This window comes from Pseudomonas sp. (assembly GCF_030150285.1).
Lineage (GTDB): Bacteria > Pseudomonadota > Gammaproteobacteria > Pseudomonadales > Pseudomonadaceae > Aquipseudomonas.
In genome coordinates this window covers 1-3,808 of sequence record NZ_JASLGE010000110.1, presented here as the reverse complement: position 1 = coordinate 3,808, position 3,808 = coordinate 1, and the positions used below count along the sequence as shown (strand labels likewise).

Sequence of the window (3,808 nt, the reverse complement as noted above, 5' to 3'; positions counted from 1 at the left end):
TCTTCAAATCTAGGAATGTAATATGAGACTGATCATTGCTTTAATTCTGCCATGGCTGGTATTTTTTACCATTGGTCGTCCGATTGCAGGAATTTTTTGTTTAATTTTACAGGTTACCCTGATTGGTTGGATCCCCGCTGCCATTTGGGCGGTGTATGCTTTATCGCAATACAAAACCGATCAGAAAATTAAAAAAGCCTTTGGTTGATTGTCGATGGGTAAAAGCAAGGTGGGTATGTGGTTTTGTGTTGGGTATCGAAATTAGATATTTTGATTTCGCATATGAGATTTTATGTTAAATAAAAATATTGAGATATAAGATACTAAAAAATATGTGGAAAATTTCTAAGTTGTAATATAAGAGTCTAATGTATTATAAGATACTAAAAAATATGCGGAAAATTTCGTAAATGGGGAATATACCAAAGAAAGCTTTTGAAAAAATTTTTCAATTAGCATTTAAGTATCCTTGGTTAAAGCCTAAAACGACTGCTTTAGGTACACTGTTATTTGAAGATTGTGAAAATGAGGAACAAGCTCAACTAATCATTGATATTTTAGACAATCTTAGGCATATAACTATTCAGGAATATAATGAAGGTATAAGCAACTTAGCACTAGATATTGCTACCTGTGAATTTAAACCTGAATTAACCTTTATTACCGCAATGTCAGCAGATTCAACAGCTGATAGTGGGCAAAGCGTACTTTATGACTTAAAAGGTGAGTTATCAAAGTTAGAATGGACAGGATATAGATCTGTTAACCGTTATGATCAAACTCCAAAAAAATATAAGGAATTTAGAAAAAATAATGAAGATCAAAGTATTACTATCATATTAGTGGATAATTTTGTGGGTACTGGCGGAACAGTAATTAATAGAGTTAAGAGAATTAAAGAGTTATTTAGTGAATCTAAATTACCTATGCCTAATGTACTCGTTAAAGTTTTAATTTCTAGTAAGACTGGTGAAGAAAATATAAAAAATAATAATATAGATTTTTCATGTAGTTATATTGTTTCTGATAATATTTTAGAAAAAATTTATGATCCAAATCAGGTGGAAAATAAAAAAAATATGATGAAAACAATAGAAGGAAAATTATCACAATCCCATAATGATAGAGTACTTCCTAGCCTTGGATATGGAGAATTACAAGTTGCTTTATCTATAGAAAGTAAAAATACTCCTAACAATGTATTTCCTATTTTTTGGTGGAAATATTACTCTGACTATACAGTACGTGAGGTTCTATTACACAGAGCTATGGATGACGCATGATGATGAAGAATTTGCAATTAAAAAATGAATTACTAAAAATTTTATTAACAGCATCTAATCATACTTTGCAGGCTTATACAGTAAATAAGAGGATAGGAGTTGCTTCTAACACCTTCTTTAATTTGATTTTTGAACTTGAGAAAGAAAAATATATAGAAGTGGATGGGTTATTTGTTCGTCTTTTAGATAAAGGTATCAAGTATATTCTTCTATTGATAGATCATGAGAAGAAAAATAAAAGTAAAATTCCTAAAACTTTTTTATCAGAAAAGAAGATACTTCCTAGTGATTTTTATATTCCTAAAAGAAGTTTACTTTAAATATCTATGGCTTATAATTCAGAAACCTGTAAGGATTAGTATTTTGGAGCGAGTCGCTTCTAACGTTTACGGGTCTTTGACCTTGACCTTACTATTCAATAAAAAAAATTGAATAGTAAGGGGCGAACAGCTACCGCTGATTCGAGGTAAGAAAATAAGATTTCTTTTGATCGTGATCAAAAGAAACTTCTTTTCTTACGAAGCAAGTAATTTAAGGTAATCCTTACAGGTCTAATATGACAAATAGTAAAATTATTCATCAATGGATCGAGTATTTCGAAGACATTGGTATTAAAGATGAATATATTCAAGAATATAGCGATATTATCCAAAATCTTAGTAAAAACAATGTTCCTGTTATATTTGAGATAGAACATTTATCTAAGTTAGTCGGTATCAATGTATCAACATTGTATTCTATGATCTTTTGCTCTGAAAAGTTTTATAGATCCTTCAAAATAGCTCAAAAAAATGGTAAAAATAGAACTATTACAACTCCGTTCAAATCTTTAAAATTAGTTCAAACATGGATTTATAAAAATATATTAAAACAAGGCTATATACATAAATCAGCTCATGGGTTTGTGAAAAAAAGATCAATTAAATCTAATGCAAATCTTCATAAGAATTCGAATGTTTTTCTACAATTAGATATTAAGAATTTTTTCCCATCAATTCCTTTATCTTGGATAATTAATTATTTCAATAAGTTAGGTTACTCTAAAAAAATTTCTTTTTATTTAGCAAAATTATGTTGCTATCAAGACTGTCTTGGTCAAGGTGCTCCTACAAGCCCAGCTTTATCAAATTTAGTTTTTTTTGCTTTGGATAAAAGACTATTAAATTATGCTGCTAAGAATGAGATAATTTATTCTAGATACGCAGATGATATGGTTTTTTCTGGAGCAGAAGTTACCTTAAATTTTAAAAATTTTGTTATCCATTTGATCAAGAAATATGGCTTTAAGGTAAATAGTAAAAAAACAAAATTAAAAATAAATGCTAATCAAAATATTATTACAGGTATACAGATTAAAAATAATATGCTTTTTGTTCCAAAAAAATATAAAAGAGAATTATCTAAAGATTTGTACTACATAAAAAAATTTGGAATGGTTTCACACGTTTCTAAAAAAAGAATTAAAGATCCCAATTATATTTATTCGTTATTAGGTAAAGTAAATTTTGTACTCAGCATAGAGTCTAATAATAGTGAATATTTGGAGTATAAAAGAGAATTAGAAAATATATTGACGTAAAAATTAGTTAGATATTCTTATGATATTAACCGTGAATATACTAATTTTTTCAAATTTTTTATTCTTAAATTTTCCTAAAATTAACATAATACCAATTATGCGAAATTCTTCGATTTATTCTTTTAAATCAATCGCTTAAGTTATTATAAAAAGCCCAATCATCACCGATTGGGCTTTTTGCATGATTTAGATTGTTCCATGTGTATTTATTGACCGTTATTCCATAAGTTAAGTAAGCTCAGTTTAACAATCTCTGTTCTAATAAACACAAACCGACACCGACACCAATATGACCCTACTGATAGACCTATTGCAGCAATCCCCTGCCCTAATGCAAAGACTCACGGTATTAAGCGAGTTAAACCCAAATGCCTATCTTGCCGCAGGTGTGATTCGGAACTTGGTCTGGAGCAGTTTGCATGCGCAGCAATATCAGATGGCGGGGACTGAAATCGATGTGATCTTCTATGATGCAGAGGATGTGCAGGATGCAGCGCAAGTTCGTTTAAGCCAGCAGTTAAGCCAACATTTTCCAGAAAACACATGGGATGTGGTCAATCAAGCCTTGGTACATCAATGGTATCGAACTGATCAAGGAGAACGGATTGCACCGCTAAGCAGCATTGAACATGCACTGTCACTATGGCCTGAAACAGCCACGGCGATTGCAGTGCGTTTGTTGAAAAGTGAGACGTTGGGAGATGATCAACTTGAGATCATTGCGCCCTTTGGTTTAACCGACTTACTTGCGCTAAAAGTGAGGTGGAATCCCGCTTTGGTCAGCCACCGCACATTTATGGCAAGAGTTGAATCTAAAGGTTTTTTACAGCGTTGGCCGCAATTAACCTTGGTTTAAATCGGACTGTTTACGGTGATAACGCAGTGACAACCAAGCAGTAATGGCTAAGACAACGCCAATAAAGCTGAGTGAAATCCAGATTGGCAT

Annotated in this window: 5 protein-coding genes; all 5 read left to right on the top strand. The window is 31.3% G+C overall.

Translation table 11 applies throughout. The features are described 5' to 3' along the window. The first annotated feature begins 22 nt into the window (after positions 1–22). The 5 genes from Q1W15_RS23985 to Q1W15_RS23965 all read left to right on the top strand — a co-directional run bounded on the left by Q1W15_RS23985 (position 23) and on the right by Q1W15_RS23965 (position 3,718). Positions 23–208 carry a YqaE/Pmp3 family membrane protein gene (locus Q1W15_RS23985; protein WP_139853556.1) on the top strand — a complete coding sequence of 62 codons (186 nt, stop codon included), beginning with the start codon at positions 23–25 and terminating at the stop codon, positions 206–208. 202 nt (positions 209–410) lie between these two features. Then, positions 411–1,283 (top strand): hypothetical protein, encoded by an 873-nt coding sequence (locus Q1W15_RS23980; protein WP_300733656.1) that lies wholly within the window; start codon positions 411–413, stop codon positions 1,281–1,283. After that, positions 1,280–1,603: a hypothetical protein gene (locus Q1W15_RS23975; RefSeq protein WP_300733654.1), complete on the top strand. Its 324-nt coding sequence runs from the start codon at positions 1,280–1,282 to the stop codon at positions 1,601–1,603. The genes Q1W15_RS23980 and Q1W15_RS23975 overlap by 4 nt, the downstream gene beginning before the upstream one ends. A 236-nt stretch (positions 1,604–1,839) precedes the next feature. Then, the gene (locus Q1W15_RS23970) at positions 1,840–2,862 is read left to right on the top strand and encodes a retron St85 family RNA-directed DNA polymerase (protein ID WP_300733652.1); all 1,023 of its coding nucleotides are present in this window, start codon (positions 1,840–1,842) and stop codon (positions 2,860–2,862) included. Between the two features lie 289 nt (positions 2,863–3,151). Then, positions 3,152–3,718, top strand: a complete 567-nt coding sequence (locus tag Q1W15_RS23965) for a nucleotidyltransferase family protein (RefSeq protein WP_300733650.1) — start codon at positions 3,152–3,154, stop codon at positions 3,716–3,718. The last annotated feature ends 90 nt before the right edge of the window (positions 3,719–3,808 follow it).

Bases quoted from the DNA above. Each gene is read 5' to 3' on its own strand.
- Q1W15_RS23980 (WP_300733656.1), top strand. From the start codon at position 411: ATGGGGAATATACCAAAGAAAGCTTTTGAAAAAATTTTTCAATTAGCA.
- Q1W15_RS23975 (WP_300733654.1), top strand. From the start codon at position 1,280: ATGATGATGAAGAATTTGCAATTAAAAAATGAATTACTAAAAATTTTA.
- Q1W15_RS23965 (WP_300733650.1), top strand. From the start codon at position 3,152: ATGACCCTACTGATAGACCTATTGCAGCAATCCCCTGCCCTAATGCAA.
- Q1W15_RS23970 (WP_300733652.1), top strand. From the start codon at position 1,840: ATGACAAATAGTAAAATTATTCATCAATGGATCGAGTATTTCGAAGAC.
- Q1W15_RS23985 (WP_139853556.1), top strand. From the start codon at position 23: ATGAGACTGATCATTGCTTTAATTCTGCCATGGCTGGTATTTTTTACC.